General features: G+C 69.7%; 25 protein-coding genes and 2 pseudogenes. 12 read left to right on the top strand and 15 right to left on the bottom strand.

Annotation, left to right across the window (positions count from 1 at the left end):
* Window positions 1-8: 8 nt before the first annotated feature.
* Complete coding sequence (locus tag RM812_RS29815) at window positions 9-1466, bottom strand: toll/interleukin-1 receptor domain-containing protein (protein WP_311579083.1); 1458 nt, start codon at window positions 1464-1466, stop codon at window positions 9-11.
* 90 nt (window positions 1467-1556) lie between these two features.
* On the opposite strand from RM812_RS29815, the gene RM812_RS29810 reads away from it, so the two are divergent.
* Window positions 1557-2000 carry an HIT family protein gene (locus tag RM812_RS29810; RefSeq protein WP_311579081.1) on the top strand — a complete coding sequence of 148 codons (444 nt, stop codon included), beginning with the start codon at window positions 1557-1559 and terminating at the stop codon, window positions 1998-2000.
* 1 nt (window position 2001) lies between these two features.
* On the opposite strand, the gene RM812_RS29805 is transcribed toward RM812_RS29810, so the two are convergent.
* Both RM812_RS29805 and RM812_RS29800 read right to left on the bottom strand, forming a co-directional pair.
* Window positions 2002-2454, bottom strand: coding sequence for a hypothetical protein (locus RM812_RS29805; protein WP_311579078.1), 453 nt, complete (start codon window positions 2452-2454; stop codon window positions 2002-2004).
* 41 nt (window positions 2455-2495) lie between these two features.
* Entirely contained in the window at window positions 2496-3317 is an 822-nt protein-coding gene (locus RM812_RS29800; RefSeq protein ID WP_311579075.1) for a hypothetical protein, read from the bottom strand.
* A 218-nt stretch (window positions 3318-3535) separates the two neighbouring features.
* On the opposite strand from RM812_RS29800, the pseudogene RM812_RS29795 reads away from it, so the two are divergent.
* The 4 genes and pseudogenes from RM812_RS29795 to RM812_RS29780 all read left to right on the top strand — a co-directional run.
* A pseudogene (locus RM812_RS29795) lies at window positions 3536-3796 on the top strand (IS5/IS1182 family transposase); the annotation flags it as partial.
* Window positions 3797-3897: 101 nt separating this feature from the next.
* Window positions 3898-4023 carry a hypothetical protein gene (locus tag RM812_RS29790; RefSeq protein ID WP_311579162.1) on the top strand — a complete coding sequence of 42 codons (126 nt, stop codon included), beginning with the start codon at window positions 3898-3900 and terminating at the stop codon, window positions 4021-4023.
* Window positions 4024-4434: 411 nt separating this feature from the next.
* Window positions 4435-4662, top strand: coding sequence for a hypothetical protein (locus RM812_RS29785; RefSeq protein ID WP_311579073.1), 228 nt, complete (start codon window positions 4435-4437; stop codon window positions 4660-4662).
* Window positions 4663-4718: 56 nt separating this feature from the next.
* Window positions 4719-5184 (top strand): annotated as a pseudogene (locus tag RM812_RS29780) (flavoprotein); the annotation flags it as partial.
* Between the two features lie 256 nt (window positions 5185-5440).
* Here RM812_RS29780 and RM812_RS29775 read toward each other — a convergent pair.
* Window positions 5441-7276, bottom strand: a complete 1836-nt coding sequence (locus RM812_RS29775) for a sensor histidine kinase (protein ID WP_311579070.1) — start codon at window positions 7274-7276, stop codon at window positions 5441-5443.
* Entirely contained in the window at window positions 7269-8021 is a 753-nt protein-coding gene (locus tag RM812_RS29770) for a response regulator transcription factor (protein WP_311579067.1), read from the bottom strand. The genes RM812_RS29775 and RM812_RS29770 overlap by 8 nt, the downstream gene beginning before the upstream one ends.
* Before the next feature lie 112 nt (window positions 8022-8133).
* On the opposite strand from RM812_RS29770, the gene RM812_RS29765 reads away from it, so the two are divergent.
* The 4 genes from RM812_RS29765 to RM812_RS29750 all read left to right on the top strand — a co-directional run bounded on the left by RM812_RS29765 (window position 8134) and on the right by RM812_RS29750 (window position 12014).
* Complete coding sequence (locus RM812_RS29765) at window positions 8134-8841, top strand: hypothetical protein (RefSeq protein WP_311579064.1); 708 nt, start codon at window positions 8134-8136, stop codon at window positions 8839-8841.
* A 64-nt stretch (window positions 8842-8905) separates the two neighbouring features.
* Window positions 8906-10000, top strand: coding sequence for an efflux RND transporter periplasmic adaptor subunit (locus tag RM812_RS29760; protein ID WP_311579061.1), 1095 nt, complete (start codon window positions 8906-8908; stop codon window positions 9998-10000).
* A complete protein-coding gene (locus tag RM812_RS29755) occupies window positions 9997-10722 on the top strand; it encodes an ABC transporter ATP-binding protein (RefSeq protein ID WP_311579058.1) in 726 nt (241 codons plus the stop codon). The genes RM812_RS29760 and RM812_RS29755 overlap by 4 nt, the downstream gene beginning before the upstream one ends.
* A 167-nt stretch (window positions 10723-10889) precedes the next feature.
* The gene (locus tag RM812_RS29750) at window positions 10890-12014 is read left to right on the top strand and encodes an ABC transporter permease (protein ID WP_311579055.1); all 1125 of its coding nucleotides are present in this window, start codon (window positions 10890-10892) and stop codon (window positions 12012-12014) included.
* Window positions 12015-12030: 16 nt separating this feature from the next.
* On the opposite strand, the gene RM812_RS29745 is transcribed toward RM812_RS29750, so the two are convergent.
* From RM812_RS29745 to RM812_RS29730, 4 genes are all read right to left on the bottom strand, one after another.
* The gene (locus tag RM812_RS29745; protein WP_311579052.1) at window positions 12031-12483 is read right to left on the bottom strand and encodes a VOC family protein; all 453 of its coding nucleotides are present in this window, start codon (window positions 12481-12483) and stop codon (window positions 12031-12033) included.
* Between the two features lie 330 nt (window positions 12484-12813).
* Window positions 12814-13332: an SRPBCC family protein gene (locus RM812_RS29740; RefSeq protein ID WP_311579048.1), complete on the bottom strand. Its 519-nt coding sequence runs from the start codon at window positions 13330-13332 to the stop codon at window positions 12814-12816.
* Window positions 13333-13364: 32 nt separating this feature from the next.
* Window positions 13365-14312: an MBL fold metallo-hydrolase gene (locus RM812_RS29735; protein WP_311579045.1), complete on the bottom strand. Its 948-nt coding sequence runs from the start codon at window positions 14310-14312 to the stop codon at window positions 13365-13367.
* A gap of 240 nt (window positions 14313-14552) precedes the next feature.
* The gene (locus RM812_RS29730; RefSeq protein WP_311579043.1) at window positions 14553-14957 is read right to left on the bottom strand and encodes a carboxymuconolactone decarboxylase family protein; all 405 of its coding nucleotides are present in this window, start codon (window positions 14955-14957) and stop codon (window positions 14553-14555) included.
* Window positions 14958-15110: 153 nt separating this feature from the next.
* Between RM812_RS29730 and RM812_RS29725 the strand changes: the two genes are divergently transcribed.
* Window positions 15111-15482: a MerR family transcriptional regulator gene (locus tag RM812_RS29725; RefSeq protein WP_311579040.1), complete on the top strand. Its 372-nt coding sequence runs from the start codon at window positions 15111-15113 to the stop codon at window positions 15480-15482.
* A gap of 126 nt (window positions 15483-15608) precedes the next feature.
* Here the strand turns inward: RM812_RS29725 and RM812_RS29720 are convergent, their stop codons facing one another.
* The gene (locus tag RM812_RS29720; protein WP_311579037.1) at window positions 15609-16322 is read right to left on the bottom strand and encodes an SDR family NAD(P)-dependent oxidoreductase; all 714 of its coding nucleotides are present in this window, start codon (window positions 16320-16322) and stop codon (window positions 15609-15611) included.
* Between the two features lie 98 nt (window positions 16323-16420).
* Window positions 16421-17275: an NAD(P)H-binding protein gene (locus RM812_RS29715; RefSeq protein ID WP_311579034.1), complete on the bottom strand. Its 855-nt coding sequence runs from the start codon at window positions 17273-17275 to the stop codon at window positions 16421-16423.
* 160 nt (window positions 17276-17435) lie between these two features.
* Between RM812_RS29715 and RM812_RS29710 the strand changes: the two genes are divergently transcribed.
* On the top strand, window positions 17436-18038 hold the full coding sequence (locus RM812_RS29710; RefSeq protein WP_311579031.1) for a TetR/AcrR family transcriptional regulator: 603 nt from the start codon (window positions 17436-17438) through the stop codon (window positions 18036-18038).
* A gap of 214 nt (window positions 18039-18252) precedes the next feature.
* Here RM812_RS29710 and RM812_RS29705 read toward each other — a convergent pair whose 3' ends face one another.
* From RM812_RS29705 to RM812_RS29695, 3 genes are all read right to left on the bottom strand, one after another.
* Window positions 18253-19413 (bottom strand): FAD-dependent oxidoreductase, encoded by a 1161-nt coding sequence (locus RM812_RS29705; protein WP_311579029.1) that lies wholly within the window; start codon window positions 19411-19413, stop codon window positions 18253-18255.
* Window positions 19414-19582: 169 nt separating this feature from the next.
* Window positions 19583-20248 (bottom strand): maleylpyruvate isomerase family mycothiol-dependent enzyme, encoded by a 666-nt coding sequence (locus tag RM812_RS29700; RefSeq protein WP_311579156.1) that lies wholly within the window; start codon window positions 20246-20248, stop codon window positions 19583-19585.
* 222 nt (window positions 20249-20470) lie between these two features.
* The gene (locus RM812_RS29695) at window positions 20471-21268 is read right to left on the bottom strand and encodes an HD domain-containing protein (protein ID WP_311579026.1); all 798 of its coding nucleotides are present in this window, start codon (window positions 21266-21268) and stop codon (window positions 20471-20473) included.
* Window positions 21269-21651: 383 nt separating this feature from the next.
* On the opposite strand from RM812_RS29695, the gene RM812_RS29690 reads away from it, so the two are divergent.
* On the top strand, window positions 21652-22287 hold the full coding sequence (locus RM812_RS29690; RefSeq protein ID WP_311579024.1) for a phosphatase PAP2 family protein: 636 nt from the start codon (window positions 21652-21654) through the stop codon (window positions 22285-22287).
* 68 nt (window positions 22288-22355) lie between these two features.
* Here RM812_RS29690 and RM812_RS29685 read toward each other — a convergent pair whose 3' ends face one another.
* Window positions 22356-23699 carry a glutamate-1-semialdehyde 2,1-aminomutase gene (locus RM812_RS29685; protein ID WP_311579022.1) on the bottom strand — a complete coding sequence of 448 codons (1344 nt, stop codon included), beginning with the start codon at window positions 23697-23699 and terminating at the stop codon, window positions 22356-22358.
* Window positions 23700-23703: the final 4 nt, after the last annotated feature.

Raw genomic sequence — 23703 nt, 5'->3', positions numbered from 1 at the left:
GCAGCACACTAGCGTTTCGTCCCCGCCACCAGCCGCGTACGGGACGGGGAACTCAGCGTGTCGACCCGTGCCTCCACCACTGCGAGCCGGTGCGTCGCCTCCGTGTGGAACATCCGGCGCTGTCGCCGCTGGTAGCGGTACGCGCACTCCATGGTGGTCCAGGACAGCCCGAAGCCCACGGTCCCGGCGGCCACAGGGGCCGCGTGCAGCCGCGCCCAGTCCCAGCCTTCGAGTCCGCCTCCGAGGGGGAGGGTCCAGGCGAGCGTGAGGGCGACAGTGAGCGCCAGCCACAGGACGTACCCGCTGAAGACCCAGGGCCGCGCCTCGCGCAACCACAGCAACCGTCCGCGTTCCGCCGCCCGTCCCTGAGCCGCCACCGCCTCCGCCAGTTCTCCGAGCGCGAACCGTGCCCGGTCCCGCTGCTCTCGCCGGATCGGTGCGTTCCACCCTTGCGTACGCACGTCGAGCCGGGCGATCTCTCGCCGTACCACCGCCACCGGAGCGGCCGCAGGCATCGCCTCCGGCCACCGCACCCACCGTTCGCGGTCCTTCTTGAGGGAGCGAACGAAGCGGGCTGCCATCGGGCCGACGGCGATGCACGTGCCCAGCATCAGTACGACGGCGAAGCCGGGACTCCGCCCCCACGCCTGGATCACGACGACAGCCGCGAACAACAGGAGGAAGACCGGCACCGGATAGGTCGCCCGGAGGTAGTTCTCCTGCGTGGCGTCCTGCAGGTCACGTTCCCACGCCTGGACGGGGCGGCGCACGGGGCCGCAGGACAGCAGCACGGTGCCCAGGACGAGGCCCATCAGCCCGAGGGACGCGAGGGCTAGCAGCAGGGCGGCCGGGGCGTCGTCCGGTTCCGGGACCGGCCCTCCGGCCGTCGCGGCCCACGGCACGAGGACACAGAGCGCGGTGGCGAGGAGGCCGGTGGCCCAGCCGAGCAGCCGGCCGGGCCGTCGTGACGGCGGCTCTTCGGAGGGGATCGGCACCCACTCCGGTGCCACCAGGGTCTCCAGCGTGGCGACCAGCTCCTCGACGGCCTCGTCCCAGTCGTCCGCAGTGACGCGATGCGCCTGTCGCAGGGACAGGTCGCGGATCGACGCGGGAAGCAGCTCGGGCGACGGCGTCTCCGCGGCGTCGAGGAGCAGGGGGATCACGGTCTTCCCGGCGGCGAGCGCCAGTTCGATCTCGTGCCGCACCCAGTCGCCCGCGCGGTCGAGGCATCGCTGGCCGGACGGGTCCTGTGCTTCCAGCCAGCCCTCCGGGATGGTGACAAGCAAAACCTCGCATTCGTGCACTCGGCGTCTGAGGTCATCCGGGTAGCGGTTACCCGGCAGCATCGACGACGTGTCGAGGAAGACCTGAGCGTCGCCGAAGTGGCGGCCGAGCCGTTCCCGCAGTCGGTGCACCGCAGGTGTGGCGCGCGGGCTCCTGCGGTAGTTGATGAAGACGCCTCCCATGGCGGTGTCGCCCCTTCTCGTTCGCTCCTACTGACAGGGTGGTGACGGGGGACTGCTTCGAAGAATTCCGAACCTCGAAGGAGAACGTCCATGCAACCGTGCCCGTTCTGTTCCATCGCAGTCGGCTGCGGACCAGCGCGAATGATCTTCGAGGACAACCACGCTGTGGCGTTCTTCCCGCTGGTCCCGGCGACCCTCGGCCACACGCTTGTGGTGCCCCGGACGCATGCGCCGGACCTCTGGGCCATGGCGTCGACGGAGGCAGAACGGCTGCTTGCGACCGCACTCCGCGTCGGAGCCGCCTTGCGTGACCACCTCGCCCCCGAGGGTATGAATGTCATCCATTCCGCAGGATCCGCAGCCTCTCAGACCGTATTCCATGCCCATGTCCATCTCGTTCCACGGTGGCAGGGCGACGCCATGGGGCCTCTGTGGCCGGGAGACGGGGCGGGGGTCCGGGACGCGGCCGTGCTCGACGGACTGGCCGATGAGATGGCCGCCCTACTGTGCCCGCTCGCGCCTCCGAGGACCTGATTCAGTGGACCACGAGGACGACCACGAAATGGGCGATCAGCAGGGCACCGTAGAACAGCACCAGTGTCTGAGAGAAGGCGGCCTTTGCCAGCGTCACCCTCGACAGGTACGGTCCGACGTTCATCGACAGCATCTCCACGGTGCTGTCGGGTGTCCGGGCGGCTTCGTACAGGGCCCGGAAGAGTCGTTCTTGGCGCAGGAAGTACGAGTCGAGGAACCAGAAGCCCAGCAGAGGGACGATTCCGCTCAGTGCGATCTGCCAGCTGAGCCGCCCCGCCGAGAGTGCCAGGGTGGCGGCGGTGAGTGTCATCACCCAACTCTTGAGCAGGAACGAGTTGTTACCCAACCTGGTGACGATGGCCTGGATGAATTCCAGGTGCTTGAGCCGGTCGGCGCTCAATGGAGTGCCGTTGGTGGTGGTACTGACAGTCGCTTCGTCGCTGCTGATGCTCACTGACACGGTCCCCCTCCTTCGGGCATGCCCACGGCGAGAGACTATCGCGGGGCCGGTGCTCCGGACTCCGTCTCGTCGATGGGGATCGGGCTTGGCTCCCCGCCTGCCTCTGCGTCCCGCGTGAGGCCCTGACCGCGTCCTCTGAGCCGGACGAGCTCGACGGCACTGAGGATCACGGTGATCAGGAGCCCAGTGAGCGCGAACGGGTCCTTGAGGTTGTCGGGTGTGGCGATGATTTTTCCGGAGAACCGGTCCATGACGATCGCGCCCACTGTCACAAACGGTGCTGCGAGGGAGGGGAGGGCGGGGTGGGCGTTGGCCGCGTTGAAGATCGTGCCCGCGAGGCTGAGAGGAGCGAAGAAGAGGAAGATTCCTGCAGGAAGCAGGACCAGGATCGCGGTGACGAGGCTCACGAATGCGTTGTCGTATTCCTCGATCGCGTTCATCGACCAGGCCACCACGCCGGTTGTCGCGCCCGCCAGAGCAAGGACGGAGAGCGGGCCGGGAGCCGTGAACTCCTCGCCGTTGATGAGGAAGAGGCGAACCAGTCGGGGGCGGCGTCTGCCAGGCGGGACGACGAGGACGTACACGCCTGCTAGGACAACGAGGACGATGCTCGTGACGATCGCCATCAGCCCGTACTTAACGATGACGGCGTCCACCCACCCGAAGAACCCGTCAGTGGCGAGCCCGTAGCGATACGCCAGGGTCAACACGACGGCGGCGGTGACGATCGTGCGCGCGAGCGCGAACAGGGAAAAGGACGTCCGGAGGAACAGGGCCACGACGGTGAGGCCCACGAGCACCCACGTGCCCACGATCTGAATCAGCCAGAGCACGAAGGCCCCTGACACGCCGAGCATGGAGCACCTTCCTACGAGTCGATTGCTCCGGCGACCGTATCGGAGTTGTCAGGCCGGCGACCTGTTCTACGAAGGTCATGCGTGGGCATTGGGTGTATCGCAGTGAGCCCTTTTCGACCTGAGTGTGCTGGCTGCGTGTTGGACAGATCTGCGGAGCGGCGAAGCTCCTGGTAGATGGGTTCTTGACCAAGGTCGCCCGCAGCCGCCAGGAGCTTCGCGTGCTTGCCTACCCGTCGTCGACCGACCTGTCCAGTCGCACCTTGCGGTGTCTGGCCGGACGACACCTCACTGCCCGGTGAGGGGAGATCGGGACCCGATGGCGGCGACTGCTCGCCGGACGGCAGGACCTCCTCACCCTGGCCCATCTGTGGTGCGGTGACACTTACGCACAGTTCGCTGCCAGGTTCGGCATCGTCACCGCATATCGCTACATACGCATACGCGAAGCCGACGAAGTACTGGCCGCGTTCGCGCCCACCCGGGAAAAGGTCGGCTCCTTCCAGAAGCCCGCGCCAGGTTCGACGCCGCCGGCCTCGATGAGCGGGAGGCCGCCGCCGACACCCTTCAAACGGTGTGCGAGATGGCTCCCGGCTGGGTGCGCCACCAGATGCCTCGCGGCGTCATCATCAGCAGGCTCGCCGGCGTGTCCGTCAACCGGCTGCGCGGGCTGGCCAACTCCGCCGGCGTCCCGTTCGGGTTGCGCTGAGGGACAGGTCGCAGTACCACGGTCCGTAGTAGCCCCGCGGGCGCCACCAGCCTGACTGCTACGGGCCGTGGTAGCCCCACGGCGAAGTCCGCGTCCGCTGCCACGGGACGTGGCAGTCGAGCCCCACACGAGGTCCCTCCGCTGCGACGGGCCGTGCCTGGGCCCGAGCATCGCAGGCCAGCAGCCTTGAGGCATGCCGAACAACCCGTCCGGCGGCCTCGGGCACGTGCCCGTTGCCGTCTACTCCTGCACCCTGTCCTCCAGTGCTCTCAGCGAGAGCGAGGAGCGTGGCGCTACTACGCCGGCGCCCGGCACTGGCACGTCGCCGGGGTCTGGTCCGATTCCGACCCGACGCTGCCGCTCGCTGAGCGGCCGGGGTGGCAGGCGGTCACGGCTGCCCTGTCCGCCGGGATGATCCGGGGCGTCATCGTCAGCGGCCCGGCACATGTCGCCTCCGACGCGGCCCAGTTCACGGCCCTCGGCGTGCTCCTCCGCGATCGGGGAGGGTTCCTCGCGGACGCGTCGAACGGCACCCCGGCCCGCCGTACGCCCGGTCAGGCCCGACGCCGCCGCGACCTCGCGGACGCGGCGTCGGGCTGGTTCACGCAGACCGAAGCATCCGAGGAGGGCACCTCGTGAGCGCCCGGCGCGCGTGGGTCGGAGACCTCGTCAGGGACGGAGACGGACGGCGGGCGATCGTCACCGACGTCCGTGCCGGCGGCACCGTGTGGGTGCTGCGGCCGCCGACCGGGGGGCGGGCCCTGTTGGGAGACCGACGACCCCGACAGCCTCAAGGCCCTTGCCCCCTCCGGTGGCGGGGACAACCGGTGAGCTTCCCCGGCGACTCGCGCCCCCTCCCGCCCGCCGACGCCATCGCCGTCGCGCCCGCCACGTTCAACACGATCAACAAGTGGGCCGCCGGCATCGCCGACACCCTCGCGCTGGGCATCCTGTGCGAGGCGTACGGGATGGGCATCCCGACCGTGGTCCAGCCGCACGGGAACGCGGCCATGGCCGCCCACCCGGCGTACGGCCGGAGCCTGGACCAACTGCGGGAGATGGGCGTGCTGGTCGGGTCGTAGGAGCCGCACTGGCCGAAGGCGGGCGGGGGGAGCGGACCGCTTCCGGTGGGAGGTGGCGCTGGAGCTCTTGGATGGCAGGGCGCAGGTCTCTTCGGACGGTGATCCGGATCGAGGCCCGCGCTCCTGTCGTCGGGCGGAGAGGACCGGGCGGATCTGTCGCTTCGGCCTTCGTTCACCGCCTGCCCCCGCCCGCCCCGGTCACCGCACGGTGGCCGGGTGCCTCGTCCGTACGCTCCACCGGCCGTCGGCACGCGTGAGCCGGGCCGGATGGCCGAAGCAGGCGCTGTCAGCCGACTTGGCCCGACCCGCCCCGGCGCTGATCCGCTTCTCGCACTTCATGAGTGGTGCGGCAGGCGAAGTGTGAAAGTCGAGCCGACGTTCGGCGTGCTGGCCGCGGTCACCGTTCCCTGGTGTGCTTCGGCCAGGCGGCGCACGATGGCCAGTCCGAGGCCGCTGCCGCCACTTTGTCTGCTGCGGGATTTCTCCGCGCGCCAGAACCGGTCGAAGATGTGCGGCAACTCGTCGGCCGAGATCCCGGTCCCGGTGTCCGCCACGTCGATCACGACGGTGTCGAGGTCGACGTGGGCACTCAGAGTGACCGACCCGCCCGCGGGTGTGTAGCGGATCGCATTGGACACGAGGTTGCCGATCATCTGGCGTATCCGTACGGGATCAGCGATGACCGGGACGCGTCCTGTGTCCACGACCGTGATGGTCACGCCTGCTGCCGTCGCCGTGGCCTGGTTGGCCACGGCGACGGAAGCCAGCAGCTCCATGAGCTCGACGGGCGCCGGAACCAGACGGAGCTCGCCGGCCTCGGCCGCGGAAAGGTCCCGGAGATCGTCGACGATGTGCTGGAGCTGGAGTGCTTGTCCCAGCAGGTTGGTCACCAGATCGGCGTCGGGCTGTGCGAGGCCGTCCTCCACCGCCTCCAGCCAGCCCCGGATGTTGCTCACCGGGGTGCGCAGTTCATGAGCGATGTCGTTGGTCATGTCCCGGCGTGCTGATTCCAGCTGTTCGCGGCGTCGCGACATCGCGTTGAAGGCGGCCGACAGTTTCGCGATCTCATCGCCTCCCCGGACCAGCACGCTCGGGGACGCCTCCCCGCCCTCCATGCGCATGGCCGCTTTGGTAAGTGTCCTGAGCGGCTTCACCAGGCGGATGCCGGTCAACGTGGTCACGGTAACCGTCATCACTAGCACGGCGGCGGCCCAGCCCGCGATGCGGAGCCGGTTCGCGGAGGTGAGGTCGAAGAACGTCGTCGCCGTACGTCCGGGACTGCTGACGTACAGCAGCGCGGCCGGTGCCACGTACGGTGCCAATTGCTGGCTGCGGCTGGTCGTCAGACACGAGAGGACCGTCGAGGCCGGGGGCGCGTGACGGGTCCGGGGTTCCCAACTGCCGTCAATCGCGAGCCTCACCCCGTCCACCTCCCGACGGGCCAGGCACGCGTTGACGAGGCTCGTGAGCCCCTCCAGGGCGCTCTCTTCCGACGGTGTCGGATCAGTGAACCCGGGGGAGCAGCGCTGCTCACCGAGGGTGGGTGTACCGCCGGGGTTCGGCACCACCACCTTCGGGCGTCCGGCGGACGACATCTGAACGTGGGCCTGGATGCCGTGGAACTCGCGCAGGCACAGGACCACCCGCTTCGCAGTGCGCGTCAGCCTTTCGCTGTCTTCCTCGGACAGCTTGAACGGTCCCACCGCCCGGGGGTCGATCCGCTCCGTGCCCGACCGGCCGTCATCCGTGTTCTTGTTCAACTCAGGGTCGACGGCCAGGGGGTCGATGACCGCGGATGCCTGCTGCGGAGGCTGGAAGGGGCGATTCCGGTCGGCGTTCGAGTCCGCCAGGAGGTGCCCGTCTTCACCGAGTAGAACGATGCGGTGACCGGCGGACTGTGCCAGGTGGTCGACGGTGGGCCGGACGCCGTTCCAACTCGGGTGCGTCGCGGCGTATCCCAGGAGGGTGTCGTAGATCCGGGCGTCGTCGGCCAGTGCTTGCCCTCGCTCGCGGCTGAGTACGACAGCGGTGGTCTGCAGGACCACCCATGCGGTGGCGGTGATCGAGCAGACCGATACGAGTGCCGACACCGCCAGCAGGCGCAGCAGCAGACTGCGCCGCAGCGGCACGGCGGAGATCCGGACCCTTCTTCCCTTGCGGAACCTACCCATACGGGTGCGCCTGCTGGTCGTGCGGAGTGTCCGTGAGCTTGTAGCCCACTCCGTACACGGTCACCAGAGGCGAGACGTCCTGAGGGCCCGGTCGAACGTCCTTGATCTTGCGGCGCAGATTCATGACGTGGACATCGACCGTCCTGAGGGTGATGAAGGGGTCGGAGCCGTGCAGACGCTCAAGGATCTGGGTCCGGGACAGCACCTGACCCGCGTGCTCGACGAGCATGTCGAGGAGGCGGAATTCTCCCGGCGTGCAGCGGATCACACGGCCGTACGCCCACACTTCGTGACGGACGCGGTCGACGGTCACCGGCCCGGCCCGCAGGACGGCGTTGCGTGCTTCCCGGTCGGCCGCGGCGTCCGGGCCTCTGTCGCTGCGGCGCAGCAACGACCGGACGCGCGCCATGAGTTCGCGGGGGCTGAACGGTTTCGTCATGTAGTCGTCCGCGCCCAGATCCAGGCCGAGCAGAAGATCGTCCTCGGACGATCTGGCCGTGAGCATGAGCACGGGAAGGTGCGCGAGACGGGGCTCCGCACGTATGACACGACACACGTCCAGTCCGTCAACCCGGGGCATCATTACGTCGAGGACCAGCAGATCCGGGCGTCGGCCGCGCAATAGGTCGAGGGCGGAGCGGCCGTCGTGAGCCAGGGTCACCTCGTGGCCCTCGTGCTCCAGGTAGCGACGGACCAGTTCGGCCTGGTCGGCGTCGTCTTCGGCCACCATCACATGTGCGCGCATGGCGTCAGTCTAGGAACGACAACGGCCGTGTTCTGCCCGTGCCGTGGGAAGCAGATCGCATCGCCATGAGTTCCTGACAATCACCTGACAATGCTGGTGAACGCTGATCGGCATGAACAGGCATGCACAGCACTCGCCGACACCCTGCGGTCCCGTCGACGCCCCGGAGCACCCCCGTAATCCGCCCGTGCGCCGCCCGCGGCTGCGCGCTCTCGCCGTCGGCCTGGCCGTGGTCGCCGGAATGTCGCTTGCCGCATGCGGCAGCGGTGAGGACGCCGAGGCCGGCTCCGGCAAGAGCGTGGACACCTTGGCGTCCGGCGCACCGACGGGCAAGGAGCCGGCGTCGAAGGACGAGGCCCAGGACTCGGCCGTCGACGCCAAGCGCCCTCAGCTGCGCCTGGACACCTCCGAGGAGGAGAAGCAGCGGCTCGCGGACGCCTACAACGCATGTCTGCAGGCGCACGGCGTACCGATGAACACCAAGCGGGCGGCCGCCGCGGGCGCCAAGCAGGCAGCCCCGGAGCAGGGCAGGGCGGATGCCCCCAAGTACCGTCCCGCCTACGAGGCCTGCCTGGTCAAGCTGCCGCTTCAGCCTCCCGAGACCACGCCCGAGAGCAACCCGCACTACGCGGACGACTTCCGCGCGTACGTCAAGTGTCTCCAGCACAAGGGCATGAAGATCCACCTCGTCGCCGACACGAGTGTCAGTCCTGACGGCCTGGGCTGGACCTTCGACAAGGACACCACGGGCACCCTCCCGGAATCCGGAATCGCCGAGGCTGAGCAGTCGTGTTCGCTGGAGGCGTTCGGTGACAAGTAGCGGCTCGCCCCGTAGTGACTCGATCCGAAAACGGCCGCGTGGGGCTTCCCGCACCGTGCGCAGGGTGACAGTGGTGGTGGCGGTCCTCGTGGTGGCCGCGGGCGGGGTCTACGGGGCGAGAGCGCTGTCGGACCACGGTAAGCACCAGGAGCCCGGCCCCGCCGCAGCTCCCTCCGCTCAGACCACCCGGGTGAAGCGCGCCGACCTGTCCGACTCCCGGACGCTGCCCGGAGTTCTGGGCTTCGGGGGGCAGGTCACGGTGAAGGGGTCCGGGAAGGGCGTCATCAGCCGGCTGCCCGCCCCGGGCTCGGTCGTTTCACGGGGGAAACCCCTGTACTGGGTGGACGACGAGCCGGTCACGGTGTTCTTCGGCGACACTCCCTTCTTCCGTGCGCTGGACAAGGCGGGAACGACCGGGCGGGACGTGACCGTTCTCGTCGAGAACCTGGAAGCCCTGGGCTATGACATCGGCCCTCGGCCGCAGCGGTCCGCAGCATCGCGCGAGGGCAGCGAGGCGGGCGATGCCGGCACCGAACTGACCACCGGAGTGTTGGCAGCGCTCAAGCGCTGGCAGCACGACACCAACCAGAAGACCACCGGGACTCTGGCCCCGGACCGGGCCGTGGTCCTGTCCGGCCCCTCACGCGTCGACGCCGTCAAGGCGCAGTTGGGTGACCCGGCCATCGAGGAAGTCCTCACCCTCACCTCGCAGGAGAAGACGGTCACGGTGGAGGCCGACGCGGGCAGTGCCGGGTCCATTCACCAAGGCGACGAAGTCTCCATCATCCTTCCCGACACCAGGACTGTTCCTGGCAAGGTCGGGTCCATCGGTACCACCGTGCAGGGCGGCGACGCCGTCGAAGCGGGTGCCGGCACCGACACGACCCCCACCCTGGAGGTGAAGGTCCAGCCGGCGGACGCCGACGATGTCGCCAAGCTCGACGCGGCGTCCGTACGGGTCGTCTTCACGGCCCGGACCAGGGAGAACGTCCTGGTGGTCCCCGTAGGTGCCCTCCTCGCCCTGAGCGAAGGCGGTTACGCGCTGCAGCGTCCCGGCGGGAAGCTGGTCGGGGTCAGGACCGGCCTCTTCGCCAAGGGGCTCGTGGAGGTCAGCGGAGCCGGCATCGAGGAAGGCGACGTGGTGGTGACGGCATCATGACAAGCCCGCCGGGAACCGGCTCGGCCGTGCTCACCGTGCGAAACGCCAGCAAGATGTACGCGGGAGGGGTCACCGCCCTCGATGACGTATCCCTGACCATCCGGGCGGGCGAGCTGCTGGCCGTCGTCGGCCGCTCGGGGTCCGGAAAATCCACCTTGCTGAACATCATGGGCACCCTCGACAGACCGACGGGCGGCACGGTGTGGATCGGCGACCAGGACGCCGCACAGCTGTCCGACCGGACACTGTCCGCGCTGCGCGGACGTTGGCTGGGCTTCGTATTCCAGCACTTCCATCTCACGGACGGCCTCACCGCCGAGGAAAACGTCGCCACCGGACTGCTCTACTCGGGCGTGCCCCGCCGCCGTCGGCAGCCGATGGCCGTCACCGCCCTGGACCGTGTCGGTCTCGCCCATCGCACACGCCACTTGCCGCACCAACTCTCGGGAGGCGAACGCCAGCGAGTGGCCATCGCCCGGGCGCTGGTCAACGAGCCGGCGCTGGTACTCGCCGACGAGCCGACCGGCGCTCTCGACACTGCGAACGGACAGTCCGTGCTCCATCTTCTGACCCGGCTGAACAGCGAAGGCACCACCATCGCCGTCATCACCCATGACCGGGACATCGCAGCGCGCCTGCCACGCAGGATCGAGATGTGTGACGGGCGCGTCGTCACCGACTCACACCCTGAGGCGTCTCTCACCCCCGGGGGCGACGCGTGACCCGTGGGAGAACTCGCCATCGGGACGACCCGGATCAGAGAGAAGTCCGGGGGCGCCACGTCCCGAACCCCTCCGCCGCCGACGTGCGCGGCGATCCGGCCCGACCCGTGCGACTGGCACCGTCGGACATCCTGCGTCTCGGCCTTCTCGGCATCCGCGTTCGCCCCATGAGGGCGGCGCTTTCCGCCCTCGGCATCTCGATCGGCACCCTCACCCTCGTCCTCGTCACCGGGATTCCGGCGTCGAGCCACAGTGCGCTCGACCGGCAGCTCGCGGCGCTGGGCACGAACCTGCTCCGGGCGCAGCCGCAGTCCAACCAGAAGCCCCCAGTGCTGTTGCCGCGGGAAGCGGCGACAATGGCCGCCAGGATCGGGCCGGTGAGCCGCACGAGTGCCGTGGCCAACACGCATGCGATCGTCCGGCGCTCCGACCGGACAGACCCCAACGACGGACTCGGGCTCAACGTTCTCGCCGGCCAGGACGACCTGCTTCCCGCCGTGAACGGCCGGGTGAGGTCGGGCCGTTTCCTGAACCCCTCCACCAACCGGCTACCCACCGTCGTGCTCGGCCACCAAGCCGCTGCCCGGCTGGGGATCCCCCGCATCGTCCCGGGGCAGGAGGCCCCGCAAGTCGTCATCGATCAGACGTGGTTCACGGTCATCGGCGTCCTCGATCCGATCCCTCTCGCCGAGGACCTCGACCGCTCCGTACTGGTGGGCTGGCAGGCGGCGGAGCAGGAGCTCGGCTTCGACGGACACCCCACGGTCATCTATGTGCGAGCCGACGAGGACGCCATGGAAGCGGTGGCCGACGTCCTTCCCGCCACCGTGTACCCGAAGCTCCCGGGGCTGGTGCAGGTGAGCCGGCCATCGGATGCCTTGGCCGCCAAACGCGCCGTGAACAGCACGTTCTCGGTGCTCTTTCTGGGACTGGCGGGGGTAGCCCTGCTGGTCGGCGGTATCGGAGTCGCCAACACCATGTACATCTCCGTGCTCGAACGGCGCAGCGAGATCGGCCTCCGGCGTGCGCTGGGAGCCAACCGGGGACAGATCCGAGGCCAGTTCATGACCGAGTCCCTGGTGCTCTCCCTGCTCGGTGGAGTGTCGGGAACGGTGATCGGCGTTCTCGCCACCGTCGCCTACGTAACGTACCAGGGCTGGCCACCGGTGATCCCGCTGTCCGCCATCGCCATGGGCACGGGCGGAGCGATGGTCATCGGCGTCCTGGCAGGGATGTACCCGTCCGTGCGCGCCGCCCGCCTGGCACCGACCGAGGCGCTGAGCACCGGTTGATCCCGCTGCCCGGCGGTCAGCCGGCCTGGCCGGACCGCTCGATCAGCTCGACGACCGGCCCGTGCGCCAGGCCGTCCAGGTACACGAAGCGGGCCCGGCCCCCGATGGCCCCGTCGAAGACGACAGCCGGGTCCTCGCCCGCCTCGCCCAGCGCCGCGAGGTGCTGGTCGATGCTTTCGACGGCGTAGGCGAGGTGATGGACGCCCTCGCCGTTGGCCTCCAGGAACTCCGTGTACGGCGAGCGGCCGGTGAGCGGCTGGATCAGTTCGATCTCCGACGCTCCGGTGCTGATGAAGCCGTAGCGGGCCGAGCAGGCGACCTCCTGCCCGTGGAAGCGGGCGCCGGCGAAGTGGAGATCCATGATCCGCTCGGTCTTGACGGCCCACCGACGCTCGTAGTCCGCGACGGCACGGTCGAGGTCCGCCACGACGATGCCGACGTGGAACAGCGGAGGAAGGGTGGGGGGCATGGCGATCTCCTGTTACTCGGATCGGAGGTGTCTTACGGGGGTTTCCCGACCATGGTCGCAAGTGACGGCCCAAGGCTCGCAGGCGGTGCCGGGGGCGGTGTCGTCCGCTTGACGGACTTTCCTTGTCGGTCGGTGAGTCGGTGAGTCGGTGAGTCGGTGAGTCGGCGAGTCGGCGAGTTCGGTGAGTCCGGTGCGGCGGTCCGGGGAGGTGAGGAGTTCTTCCGGCGGGGCCCGGCCCGCCGGGTCGGCCGGCGGGCCCGTCCGGGGGAACGGTGCCCGTCGGTCGACTGCCTCGTACCGACCGGCTGCCGGGTGCGCGGCGGTGCGGTTTCAGACCGCCGGGTTCTCGGAGATCCAGCGGGCCAGTGCCACGAGGGTGTCCTCCATGCTCCCGGCGGTGACCTCCCGCAGGGTGTCGAGGTCCGCGTAGGTGGAGCCGAGGACGGGGTCCGCCTCGAGCAGTTGCCACGTCTGGGTGAGGAGGGTCCCCGACCCGTCGGGGGTGAAGGTCCAGCGCCAGCGGACGACGGGCACGGGCGCCGAACCGAGGACGGTGTACGTGAACTCGACCCCGCGCACGGCCTCCTGCACCTGCGAACGGCTGTCCCACTCCGTGCCCCCGCGCTGGTTACGGCCCCGGAACCAGGCTCCCGCCCATGCTCCGGCGCCTTCCTCGTACTGGGCACGGATCGCGTGGGGGCTCCAGCGACCGATGTTCGACACGGTGCTCAGCAGGTCGTACGCCCGCCCTGGATCGGCCGCGACCCAGGCTCGTCGGGTGACGCGGTAGCCGGACATGTCGAGGTCCGCGGTCGTGTTCTCCGGGTTCCCGGGCAACGTGGTGGTCATGGGGGTTCCTCCTTGCAGGGCGGGTGGTCGGATCAGGTGCGGGAGAACGGCGCCCAGTCGGTCAGCTCGAAGCCGGAACCCCGGCGGCGCAGTTCGAAGGCACCGTGGCCGGGCAGGTGCGCCGGGAGCACGAGGGCGTTGTTGTCCGCGGCGTGCGCGAACATGCGTGCACGGCTGGCGCGAGCGCCGTCCTCGTCCTCTTCGAAGCAGCTGTTGATGTGCGGCTCGTGCACCTGGATCGCGCCGTGCAGGAGGTCGCCGGCGAAGATCGCGCGGTCGCCCGCGGACTCCAGGTGGATGATCGAGGCCCCGGGGGTGTGGCCGGGGGCCAGTTCGAGGCGGAGGTGGGAGTCGATGGTGTACGACTCGTCCCAGGTCTTCACCAGACCGGCCTCGACGACCGGGTCGATGCTGTCCTCGTAGACGTTCTGGTTCCCTCGCCCGAACACCGTGTTGTGGAGGTTCTCGGGCCTCCAGTACTCGAAGTCACGCTGTGGCATGAGGTAGGTCGCGTTGGGGAAGGTGGGGACCCAGTCGCGGCCCTCGAGCCGGGTGTTCCAGCCGACGTGGTCGTCGTGCAGGTGGGTGTTGACGACGATGTCGACGTCTTCGGGCCGCACGCCGACAGCGGCGAGGTTCGCCAGGTAGTCGGTGTTCAGATAGGACCAGATCGGCTGCAGCGGGCGGTACTTGCCATTGCCCGCGCCGGTGTCGATCAGGATGATCCTGCCCTCGCTGCGCAGCACCCAGGACTGGGTGGCGGCACGGGTGAGATCGGTGTCCGGCTCCCAGTGGTGGGGCGCCAGCATCTGGGTGTGCCGCTGCCACTCCTCGGGCTTGCTGTTGGGGAAGAACACATCCGTCGTCATCGGAGTGGTGTCGGAGTACTCCATGACGCGGTGGATCTGCACATCACCGAGTTCGATGGTGCTCACCGTCGGCGTACCGGTCTCGGAGGACGGGGAGGCAAGGGGCGACATTGTTCTCCTTCGGAGGTTTCGGATGTCTCCCAGCCTGCGAGCAGGCGGTGCCTCGGGGGTATCGGACACGTGACTGCACTTCTCCGGGGCGGGTGGGCGAAGCCGTGCTCGACCGGTGCGCGTCCGCCGGCGAGGAGGCGGTTGGCTTCCTTCTTCGGCATGGGACGAGTACGACTCGGCGGCGGGGTCCGGAGCGTGCGGATGCGGGTACGCCCGGACCCCTGTGCCGCCGGGCACGTACTACTGCTTGCCGGTTCGGTCCTGGAGGACCTCGCCGAGGACGAAGAAGGCGTTGAGCGCGGCGGGGAATCCGGCGAAGACGGCCATCTGCGTGATCGTTTCGACGATCTCTTCCTTGGTGTTCCCCGCGTTGAGGGCGCTGTCGATATGCGTCTTCAGCTGAAGGGGGGCGGTGCCCATCGAGGTCAGACCGGCCACGGTCAGCAGTTCACGGGTCTTGACGCTCAGACCGGGCCGGGTGAACACGTCACCGAGGGTGAACTCGATGAGCAGGTCTGCGAAGCCCGGGGCGATGGCTTCGAGAGCGTCGAACGACGCCTCGCCGGCCGAGTCCTGGTGCAGGTTGTCGTAGTAGGCGATGCCCCGCTGGTAGCGCTCGCTCTTGCCCTGGGTCTGGTCCGTCATGTCGATTCCTTCGGTCTTGCCTGGCCGTGCCGCGGAGAGGGCACGGCTGTTGTCCGGGGGGTACGCGTTCGCTTTCGCTCCCGCACACCGTTACGGTAAAACCTGACGTTGACGTCAGCTGCAAGTCGAAGAGGGGGAGGAGCGGAGCCACCCATGCGTATCGGAGAGCTGGCCAGGCGCTCGGGAGTGAGCGTCCGCGCCCTGCGCTACTACGAGGAGCAGAAGCTCCTGGAGTCGGCCAGGACGTCCGGAAACCAGCGTGACTACCTCGAAGGCGCAGTGAGCCGCGTGCAGCTCATCCAGCAGCTCTACGCCGCCGGCCTGTCGAGCGGCACGATCGTCGATCTCCTGCCCTGCGTGACCACAGGGCTGGCAACCCAGGAGATGCTCGACCAGCTCGTCACCGAACGTGATCGCATCGCCACACGTATCGACGAACTGGGGCAGGCCAAGCAGAAGCTCGACCGAGTGATCGAACAGGTCGTCGCGGCAGGCGTCGTCACCGGGGACTCGCCTACGCCCTGACGCCGTGCCGCCGGCCTCGGCGCCCTCGCGGACCTCCTCCCTGACGTCAAGCGCCGCCGGCAATCGGTCCTCCCGGACGTCGGTGGCGAGGCCGGCGATCGGACCGGTGGGTGTGGCGACGACTGCTCAGGCTTCGGGAAAGTCGGTGGTGGGGGCGGAGGCGGCGGTGGCGTCCAGGTTGGCTCGCAGGGCGTCGACCTTCGCGGTGGCGAAGGCGTGCGCGTCGGAGCCCAGCAGCTGGCGCAGGGGGCCGTCTTCGAGGCCGGCGCGCTCGATGATGGCGGCGGCCCCCTTGACCGGGTCGCCGAGCTGGTGGCCCTGAAGCTCGAGGTGGTCCTCGACCATGGCCCGCACAGCCGGGTAGTGCTCCGTGGTCTCGCTGGGCAGGGCCAGCGAGTCCGAGGTGAGGAAGGAGGTGCGGAAGTAGCCGGGCTCGACGACGGTGACCTTGATGCCGAAGTCCGCGACCTCGGCGGCGAGTGCCTCGCTCAGCCCCTCGAGCGCGAACTTGCCCGCGCAGTACAGGGCCCAGCCGGGCATCGTGGTCAGACCCAGGATCGAGGAGACGTTGATGACGCGGCCCGCGCGCTGTTCACGCATGACCGGCAGCGCCGCGCGCAGCACGTTCCACACCCCGCCGACCTGGACGTCGAGCATGTCTCGCACGGCCTTGCCGCTGGTCTCCTCGACGGCCGCGAGGTAGCCGTAGCCCGCGTTGTTGACGACGACGTCCAGACGGCCGAACCGCTCGGTGGTCCGGTCCACGGCGCGCTGCCCGCCGCGGTCCTCGGATCGAGCACCACGACGGCGCTCGCCTGTGGTCTCTCCACCGGCAGCCACGCTTTGGTGCTCGACTCGGGAGCAGGGGTCGATCCGCGCCCACTGCGCATCACTCAAGGGCATGCCCCGATCGACGATCAGGCGATCGGAGAGAAGCTTCAGGCGGCGATGTGGGCTGCGAGCCGGTCAGCGGTGGTGCGGGGCTCGCGGCCGAGGAGTTCGGCCAGCAGAGGGTCGGCTTCGGCGAAGTAGCCCGCGCGGGCTGCCTGGTACCAGGTGAGCAGGAGTCGGGCCATCTGCTCCGGCACACCGGTCGTGGTCTGGTCGGCGACCCACTGTTCGTCGTCCAGGAGGACGCGCCTGACAGTGCGACCGGTGAGGGCGGAGGCGGTCTTGGCCAGATCGTCGAAGGTGACGGCGTTCGGCGCGGTGAGGGTGACAGGACCGTCGAAGGAGCGGTCACCGGCGAGGATGACCGCGGTGGCCTCTGCTATGTCGGCACGGTCGGTGTACGGGACGAGGCCGTCTTCCGGCTGAGCGATCACGCCGGTCCGCTGCCACGGGCCGAGGACCTGGTCGAGCGGACCGTAGGCGCCGTTGCGCAGTGCGGTCCAGTCGGCTCCGGAGTCGCCGAGGATCGCCTCGGTGGCGATGTGGACGTCCGACGGCCGGTACGGGTTACCGGGGACGGCGCCCTGCTGGCTCGTGTAGAGGACCCGCCGGACGCCGGCCGCGACCGCGGCTTCGATGGCGTTGCGATGCAGGCTGACCATGTCGGCGGCCGGGTCGTTGCCGGACACCAGAAGGACCTGCTCGGCACCTGCGAAGGAGTCACGCAGCGCGGCCGGGTCCTCGTAGGAGCCCTGCCGCACGCGCACGCCGCGGTCGGCGAAGTGCTGCGCCTTGGCGGCGTCGCGGACACTGACACCGATCCGGTCGGCGGGTATGCGCTTGAGGAGGTGCTCGACGGTGGCGCCGCCCAGCCCACCGGTAGCGCCGGTGACAACGATCATGTTCGTGACCTTCCTGGGCGCCCACGGTGCCCGTCTTGGCAGTGGGCGGTAATCATAAGTTGACCATGTGAGTCAGGTTCTCTTCTGTCCGCGACCGTAGGTAAGCTGACCCGGCGAGTCAAATTGCGGCGACGGGCCACGGGAAGGGACGGTGACGGCCATGGCCGGTGCGGTGCCTTCGGGATCCCGGCTGCGCGCCGACGCCCGGCGTAATTCCGCGCAGATCCGCTCTGCCGCGATCGGCGCCTTCCGGGGGCAGGGCCTGACGGTGCCGCTGGAGGAGGTGGCCAAGGCGGCAGGGGTGAGCAAGGCCACGATCTTCAACCGCTTCGGCGGGCGGATCGGCCTCATCGAAGCCGTCATCGAAGAGGTCGTCGCGAGTGAGCTGTTCGCCGTCATCGACCACACGCGGACCATCGCCGACGCCGGCGAGCGGATCACGTACTACCTCACCGCGATCCGCGACCTCCAGTACCGCCAGCCCGCATTCAACGACGTGCTGTTGCAGACATATCCGCACTCGCGGCAGCTCATGGAGATCTGCCGGGTCGGAAGCGAGGCCAACGAGGAGTTCATCGCAGCGGCGCGGGCCTCCGGCGCGCTGCGGCCGGAGTTCACGGCGGGCGACCTCCACGCACTCGTCGTCGACAACGCCCTCGCCCTCAAGCACGGCGAGCGGCCTCCCCGGGACGTCTACGACCGCCGCACCATGTACCTCCTGGACGGAATCCGAGGGCGCTCCTCGGCTCCTGGCGGACGATGACAGCTCCAAGCCGTCGGTCGGGTTCTCGTCGGCGGTGTACGACGCGACGGGGACATCTGCTCGGACCTCGTCATGCGCGTGCCGTACGAGGACGTGGGCGGCGACGGCGTGAACCAGCTCGACGCCGGTGCCGTGTGCGTCTACCACTGCTCCGCAGCCGGGCTGGGCACAGTGCCCGTTGCGACGGACTGGGCCATGCTCTCGCGCTCGGCGGTCAGGAAGGCTGGACCTCGTCGAAGAGGGCGAGGGCTTCGGAGGGGTCCGGGCTCACGAGGCGTTCCAGACCGGCCGTCGTGATGCTCGCCCACCTGCCGGCCCGTGCCCACATCTGTGTCTCGAAGGCGCGGACGGCCTCGTCCAGGTCTCCGGGGCCGGGGGCGGCGGCGATGGACTCCGCGAGTTCGGCGCCTTCCAGCATCGCGAGGTTCGCGCCCACCCCCAACGGGGGCATCAGGTGGGCGGCGTCGCCCAGCAGCGTCACCCCGGGGACGTGGGTCCAGGTGTGGGGCACGGGAAGGGCGTAGAGGGGGCGGTGAACGAAAGCCGTGCCGTGGCGGAGGAGGTCGAGGACGGGCGCGGCCCAGCCGTCGAACAGGGCCAGCAGGCGTGACCGCACGGCCTCGACGTCGGGCAGGTCCAGGCCCGTGCGCTGGTCGGGGCCCATGTGCCGGTCCGGGTCCGTGTGCCGGTCCAGATCCACGCGGAACTGGGCGTACACCTTGACGTGGCCGCCGCTGTTGCGCTGGGCGACGAGCGCGCGGTTCACGCCGTACACGGCCACGGAACCGTCACCGACCAGCCGGGCGAGGTCGGGGTGGCGGGTGTCGACGTCGTCCAGGGAGGTCTCGACCAAGGTGACGCCGGTGTACTGCGGTGTCGCGGACGAGACCGCCGGGCGGACCCGGGACCAGGCACCGTCCGCGCCGATCACGAGGTCGAACGTCTCCTGCCGCCCGTCCGCGAAACGGACCAGCACACCTTCCCGGCTCTCCGGTACCACCTCCGTCACGCCGCGCCCCCACTGAACGTGCAGAGGCCCGAGCAACAGGTCACGGAGTTGCCCGCGGTCGATCTCGGGATTGGCCCGGTCATCCGGACGGGGCTGCCAGTCGCGCAGCACGGTCCCGTCCGTGTCCAGGATGCGCATGGCCTGCCCCTCGGGACGGGACAGCGCCTGGAACTCCGCCAGCACCCCCGCCTTCTCCAGCGCCAGTTGGCCCATCCCCTCGTGCAGGTCCAGCGTGCCGCCCGCGGGACGGGCGTCGCGGGCGGGGTCGCGTTCGAGGACGGTGACAGGGTGACCGTGACGGTGCAGGACGCGGGCGCAGGCAAGGCCGGCGGGGCCGCTGCCGATCACGGCGATACGGGGTCTCATGTCGGCCAACGTACGACCCCTCAGCAAGCCGGTCCCGCCCCGTCACCGAACTGGAACGACAGCGTGAGGTGTGGTCGCGACACCCCAAGGGCCCGGGTTCCTCGACACCGGGACGATCACCCTGCGTCGGTCACTGGTCCGGAGCCGGGCTGGATGCCACGGCGTCGTCTCAGGCTGTCCCGCAGCGGCTGCGGAGGAGTTCCACGCCGTCGCCTTCGAGGTCGTCGCAGTAGGTCGCGCGCCCAGTCATGGCCATCACCAGGGCCAGGGTGCGGCCGGTCACGAGAGGGCCGGAGCCGGTGGCGAACGGGCCGTCGTCCGCCGCGAGTCTCAGGCCGCCGATGCGTCCCTTGGCAAGGACCACCAGGTCCGAGCCCTGGTAGTACTCGGCTATCGCCGTGACGGCCCCGATCGGACAGTCGCGGCGGATGCCCAGCGGGCGCCGGATGTCCTCTCCGTGCACGATCGTCTCGCCCAGCATGGCGATGGCGGGCAAGGGAGGCTTGGTCGTGCTCGGGACGATGCGCCGGAAGCGTTCAAGGGTCTCGCCCGGGCTCGCTCCGAGCTGCTCGGCCAGGCGCACTGCCACCTGCTTGTCGAAGTCGAACCGGCAGCGGATCACGCCCGCCAGCCAGCTCACGGCGTTGAGGCTCGCGCCCGCGGTCAGGTGCGCCAGCACCTCACGCACCGTCAGGCCGGTGCACAGCGATGGCGTTGCCCACTGTTCATCTGTCAGGTCCGCGAGGTCGGCCGCCAGCGCCGCTCGCTCGGCGTGGATCAAGGGCCAGACACCGGTTTCGCGGTTTCGGCCTGCTGTCGGTGTCGGATCAGTCATGTGGGCTGGGCTCCCGTCGAGGATGGTGATCTGCGCTGCGCCCAGCTCGAACAGTGGACGTCCGGCGGGGGCACTGAAGAGACTCTTGCCGGGGAGCGAAGTCATCGCCAGTGAGCGATCTTTTTCCCGGGCGCCCGACCCCGTGTGACAGGAACACCGGCAGCAGCTACCGCGGTTGGCACGTCAAGCTCGTCGGCGGCTGCCCAGCGTGACGCCCGTCCGTCATTCTTCGAAGGGGGCGGCGAGCAGGAGATCCTCCACGGTGGGCACCGGGAAGTCCGGGAGGTGACGGCGGCCGACCTCGGCGAAGGGGTGCATGAGTACCGACATCGGCTTGGTGCGGCACAGCGAGAGTATGGTGTCGAGTGCCTCTCGCTTGAACCCGGCCCTGGGGAATACGGTGAGGATTTCGGCGAGGGCGTCGGACGGGATCTGCTGGAGGTCGTTACCGGTGAAATCGAGACCGGATCCGACGGAGACGATTCCGATCTCCGGCCTTTTCCGGGTGGCGATGCCGACGTTGGTGTGCAAGGCGATCGCGTCCCAGACGACGGCCACACGTTCGGCCGGCATGCGCCGTTCCCGCAGGAAGTTCCGGGCGGCGTCGGCGCCGTCGACTTCGAAGCGCTCGTCCGGGGACTGGTAGGCCTTCACCAGTCCGAGGTCGTGCAGGACCGCTGCTGTGAAGGCGAGTTCACGGTCGTAGCGGACGCCGCGTCGGTCGAACAGCAGCGAGCCGTACACATACGTCCGCATGACATGGTTGAAGAGCGGCTCGGAGGAGACCTTCCTCGCGAAGGCCGTGGCGGACCGGGCCAGTTCGCTGTCGGGGATGCGTACGCCGGCCACGACCGTCGGCAGGGTGGTGCCCTGCGCCTTCGAGGAAACCGTGGCATGGGCGGGCGGGCTTGACCATGCGGCGGCGACTGCGGAGGCGGCGCCGATGGCGGCAACGCCGGCGCCACGCTCCAGCGCCGTTCGCCGGGAGATGCTTTTCGCCTCATTGGCCCTTTCGGACATGAAGGTCCGCCTTTCCGTCGGGAGGTGGGTGCCTGAAGCATAGGAATGGCGTCGCCCTTTCCGGCAGTAGCGAAAGTGCCGAGAACTCGCGGATTATCGCCAGGAGAGGGGTCGTCCCGGCAGGATGCGTGGTCGAGGAGGATCCTGGCTCCCGGAGCGTCGGCACGTGGACTTTCCGACGGCGGCGTGCCGCGACTGCCTTGTTGGTTAGGGTGGCGAGCGGAGACTGATCCCAGCGCCCTGGGGAGTTGGCGCCGGCGGGAACCGAAGCAGGACTGCCGACCGGTCGGACGAAGGGCCGCGCCCTCACGCAGCCTCTGGAGGCCAAGATCCGGAACACCAGGTACCGAACACGGCGAAGTGCCGCAGGTCGACCGGGCGCGGTGCTGCCCGCGTCGCTGCGCGTCTGGCTCGGGGTGAGTGCGGCCCTCGCCGCGTCGGTGCTCGTCGTGCTCGGGGTCCTGTACGCCGGTGACAGCGAGCCCGGCACGATGGACGCGCGGATCTCGGCGGCGGTGGACGGTGCGGGGCCGCCGTGGCGGCACGTCGCCGAGGCCACGGACTTCTTGGGGGAGCCCGTGGGAGCGGCGACGCTGGTCGGGGCCACCGTGACGGGCTGCCTGCTGCTGCGGCGTCCTCGCGCGGCGGTGCTCGTCGTCGCCGGCGTCGGCCTGGCCGTGGGGACGGCGAGGCTGCTCAAGCCGTTGGTGGGCCGCACCATCCACGGCGACGGCAACCTCTCCTACCCGAGCGGGCACACCGCCTTCCTCACTGCGTTCGCCCTCGTGGTGGCGCTGCTCGCGGCCGGCCGGCTCGGCTTCGGCAGGACGGCCGGCACGTCACTCGTGCTCGCCGCGGGGCTGGTCGCCGGTGCCGCCATGGGCTGGGCGCAGGTCGCCCTGGGGGCGCACTACCCGACCGACGCCGTCGGCGGCTGGTGCACCGCGCTGGCGGTGACACCGGCGACGGCGTGGCTGGTCGACCGGGCGGCCGACGCCGGTCGGTACCAGCCTCGCTGACGCAACGACAGGTGACGTGTCGCCATGTGACGTAAACGCCACATGGCGCGACGTCGTATGACGGTACGTCACACCAAGCGCCGGAACACCGGCTTCACCGGTCGTCCCGCCATCCAGGGGGTGGGGTCACCGGCGTCCAGTGCCTTCCGGTACACCGCGCACGCCTGGGCCACCACGTCGACGGTGTGCTCGATGTCGGTGTCGTCGAGCGCGCTGCTCACCACGAACGACGGGGCGAGCACCCCGCCCGCGAGGAGCCGGCGCAGGAACAGGGTGCGGTACCGCTGCGACGGCCGCCCCTTCTCGTCGAGGGTGGCGAAGACCAGGTTGCTGGCCCGGCCCCGGACGACGACGTGGTCGCCGACGCCCATGCTCGCCGCGGCGTCGCGGACACCGGCGGCCAGCTTCTCGCCGAGGGCGTGCAGCCGCGCGGTGACGCCTTCTTCGACGTAGGTGGTCTGCACGGCCATCGCGGCGGCCAGGGAGTGCGTCTCCGCACCGTGCGTGGTGGACAGCAGGAACACCCGGTCGCCGGAGTGACGCAGCCCGCCCCGCTCCATCAGATCGCGGCGCCCGGCCAGCGCGGAGACGGCGCATCCGTTGCCCAGCGCCTTGCCGAACGTGGAGAGGTCGGGGACGACGCCGTACAGGCCCTGGGCGCCCGCCTCGGACCAGCGGAAGCCGGTGATCATCTCGTCGAAGACCAGGACGCAGCCGTGCCGGTCGGCCAGTTCGCGCAGGCCGGCGAGGTACCCGGGGGGCGGCTCGGTGTGGGTGGCGGGTTCGAGGATCAGGCAGGCGACCTCGTCCTGGTACCGGGTGAGCAGCTCCTCCGTGGCGGCCAGGTCCCCGTAGGGGAAGGAAACGGTGAGGTCGGTGGTCGACGCCGGAATGCCCGCGGACATCGGTGTGGTGCCGATGAACCAGTCGTCGACGGAGAAGAAGGGGTGGTCGGCGCAGAGGGCCACCCGTGCGCGCCCGGTGGCGGCGCGGGCGAGGCGTACCGCGGCGGTGGTGGCGTCGGAGCCGTTCTTCGCGAACTTCACCATCTCCGCGGTCGGCACCGTGGCCAGGAAGCGTTCCGCGGCCTCGACCTCCACGACGGACGGCCGGACGAAGTTGCCGCCGCGGTCGAGTTCCCGCCGTACCGCCTCGACCACGCGCGGGTGGGCGTGGCCGAGGCTGACCGACCGCAGGCCGGAGCCGTACTCGACGTAGCGGTTGCCGTCGACGTCCCACACGTGGGCACCGCGGCCGTGGCTGATGACCGGGGCCAGGTGCTCGGGGTACTGGTCGTCGCCCTTGGCGTAGGTGTGCGCGCCCCCGGGGATCATGGCGTGCAGCCGCTCGTTCGCCGCCCGCGACCGGGGCAGGAGGAACTCCTCGGGCCCTTCGGTTTCTTCGGTGTCCACGCCG

The sequence above is a fragment of the Streptomyces lancefieldiae genome, assembly GCF_031845825.1.
GTDB lineage: Bacteria > Actinomycetota > Actinomycetes > Streptomycetales > Streptomycetaceae > Streptomyces > Streptomyces lancefieldiae.
Note: the sequence above shows the minus strand (reverse complement) of the source record. Positions and strands in the feature narration are given on the sequence as shown.

Excerpts from the sequence above, each read along its gene's own strand:
- RM812_RS29815 (WP_311579083.1), bottom strand. The coding sequence starts at position 1,466 with ATGGGAGGCGTCTTCATCAACTACCGCAGGAGCCCGCGCGCCACACCT.
- RM812_RS29770 (WP_311579067.1), bottom strand. The coding sequence starts at position 8,021 with ATGCGCGCACATGTGATGGTGGCCGAAGACGACGCCGACCAGGCCGAA.
- RM812_RS29745 (WP_311579052.1), bottom strand. The coding sequence starts at position 12,483 with ATGCCCCCCACCCTTCCTCCGCTGTTCCACGTCGGCATCGTCGTGGCG.
- RM812_RS29700 (WP_311579156.1), bottom strand. The coding sequence starts at position 20,248 with ATGACTGATCCGACACCGACAGCAGGCCGAAACCGCGAAACCGGTGTC.
- RM812_RS29775 (WP_311579070.1), bottom strand. The coding sequence starts at position 7,276 with ATGGGTAGGTTCCGCAAGGGAAGAAGGGTCCGGATCTCCGCCGTGCCG.
- RM812_RS29790 (WP_311579162.1), top strand. The coding sequence starts at position 3,898 with ATGGCTCCCGGCTGGGTGCGCCACCAGATGCCTCGCGGCGTCATCATC.
- RM812_RS29800 (WP_311579075.1), bottom strand. The coding sequence starts at position 3,317 with ATGCTCGGCGTGTCAGGGGCCTTCGTGCTCTGGCTGATTCAGATCGTG.
- RM812_RS29725 (WP_311579040.1), top strand. The coding sequence starts at position 15,111 with ATGCGTATCGGAGAGCTGGCCAGGCGCTCGGGAGTGAGCGTCCGCGCC.
- RM812_RS29705 (WP_311579029.1), bottom strand. The coding sequence starts at position 19,413 with ATGAGACCCCGTATCGCCGTGATCGGCAGCGGCCCCGCCGGCCTTGCC.
- RM812_RS29715 (WP_311579034.1), bottom strand. The coding sequence starts at position 17,275 with ATGATCGTTGTCACCGGCGCTACCGGTGGGCTGGGCGGCGCCACCGTC.
- RM812_RS29785 (WP_311579073.1), top strand. The coding sequence starts at position 4,435 with ATGATCCGGGGCGTCATCGTCAGCGGCCCGGCACATGTCGCCTCCGAC.
- RM812_RS29710 (WP_311579031.1), top strand. The coding sequence starts at position 17,436 with ATGGCCGGTGCGGTGCCTTCGGGATCCCGGCTGCGCGCCGACGCCCGG.
- RM812_RS29755 (WP_311579058.1), top strand. The coding sequence starts at position 9,997 with ATGACAAGCCCGCCGGGAACCGGCTCGGCCGTGCTCACCGTGCGAAAC.
- RM812_RS29735 (WP_311579045.1), bottom strand. The coding sequence starts at position 14,312 with ATGTCGCCCCTTGCCTCCCCGTCCTCCGAGACCGGTACGCCGACGGTG.
- RM812_RS29695 (WP_311579026.1), bottom strand. The coding sequence starts at position 21,268 with ATGTCCGAAAGGGCCAATGAGGCGAAAAGCATCTCCCGGCGAACGGCG.
- RM812_RS29730 (WP_311579043.1), bottom strand. The coding sequence starts at position 14,957 with ATGACGGACCAGACCCAGGGCAAGAGCGAGCGCTACCAGCGGGGCATC.
- RM812_RS29810 (WP_311579081.1), top strand. The coding sequence starts at position 1,557 with ATGCAACCGTGCCCGTTCTGTTCCATCGCAGTCGGCTGCGGACCAGCG.
- RM812_RS29750 (WP_311579055.1), top strand. The coding sequence starts at position 10,890 with ATGAGGGCGGCGCTTTCCGCCCTCGGCATCTCGATCGGCACCCTCACC.
- RM812_RS29740 (WP_311579048.1), bottom strand. The coding sequence starts at position 13,332 with ATGACCACCACGTTGCCCGGGAACCCGGAGAACACGACCGCGGACCTC.
- RM812_RS29765 (WP_311579064.1), top strand. The coding sequence starts at position 8,134 with ATGAACAGGCATGCACAGCACTCGCCGACACCCTGCGGTCCCGTCGAC.